Source organism: Dolichospermum sp. UHCC 0260 (assembly GCF_009711985.1).
In the GTDB taxonomy this organism is placed as follows: Bacteria; Cyanobacteriota; Cyanobacteriia; order Cyanobacteriales; family Nostocaceae; genus Dolichospermum; species Dolichospermum lemmermannii.
The window spans coordinates 1-1199 of the sequence record NZ_VIKZ01000103.1 but is presented as its reverse complement, the minus strand read 5'-3'; the positions used below and the strand labels follow the sequence as shown (position 1 = coordinate 1199).

General features: G+C 32.4%; 1 pseudogene. It reads right to left on the bottom strand.

Annotated features, from left to right (window positions below):
- A pseudogene (locus FJR08_RS22415) lies at positions 1–1026 on the bottom strand (hypothetical protein); the annotation flags it as partial.
- Between the last annotated feature and the right edge of the window lie 173 nt (positions 1027–1199).

Sequence of the window (1199 nt, the reverse complement as noted above, 5' to 3'; positions counted from 1 at the left end):
GCTTTGTAATTTACCAAAATCCTCAAGTAATTGATATTTTTTAACTTGGGTATCAGTTTTTAATTCAGTAATGTCTGACTTAAATATATTATTCAGGTTTTCGATATTACCTATAACTATATCTTTTTGATTTTTAACATCTAATTGAAATTGAGATAATTCATTATTAAATTCTGATTGTAATTTCCCTAAATTCTCAACAGTATGAAATTTCTGTTGTTGAGTTTCCGACTCTAACTCTTGAAATTGAGATATCAAATCAGCGCGAGATTGTTCAATATCACTAACAGCGATATCTTTTTGATTTTCTACTTCTGACTTGAGTTGGGTAAATTGAGAAAATAACTCAAATTCTAACTTTTTGATATTGTCAATTGTAATTTTTTGCTGTTGAGCAGATAAGGTTAATTGTTCTAGTTGAGTATTTAATCTAAACTCTAAATTACTAATATTCTCTTGAGCAGATTTAACTTCAATTTCCAAAGCTGTTAAAAACTCTTGTTTTGATTTGGGTAAATCAGATAAAAGAATAGATAAATTTTCTTCCTCACCATGAATCTTTTGTTTAAGTGTATTAACTTCTTGTGCTAATTCTTGAGTAGTATTTTTAGATGCTTGAATCAGTTTTTTTGCTTCTGCTTGAACCGTAGTTAATTGAGTTTGCAAATTTTCAATTCCTTGAATTTGCTGCATTGCTCGTTCGACAATTTCTCTGATTACTGCTCGACGAAAAAACCATAACATGGCAATTAAGGCCACAGGAAATAAACTTAAAATAGTCAACCAGATATTAAGCAAAGTATTCGTGCGAGTAAAAGCCCGTTCAAAATCAGATTGAACTTGTTTTTGAGTTCTGGTTTCTTGTCGCAGTCGCGCTAATTCTTCCCGTTCCTGATTTGATAGTATCTGAGCAGTAGCAGATGGCACAGAATACCCACTGATAAAAGCCGTTGATAGCAGTAAGGGTGACAAGAAAATGGCACTTTTTAAAGCCAGATTTGAGAACATGGGGTTTTTGCTGTTCATAACAATTTTCCCTATCCAGTGGTGATTTTTTGCAGAAGCGTGATTGGATGTTAGGGTAGCTGTTTGATATTAGCAGATTATCTAGAGAGATATCCGTTCTATAAAACTTACCCAAAATTACCAAAGTCTAGACACATCTGGACAGCGATAACCTTAGTGCTTATTTCCTGTTT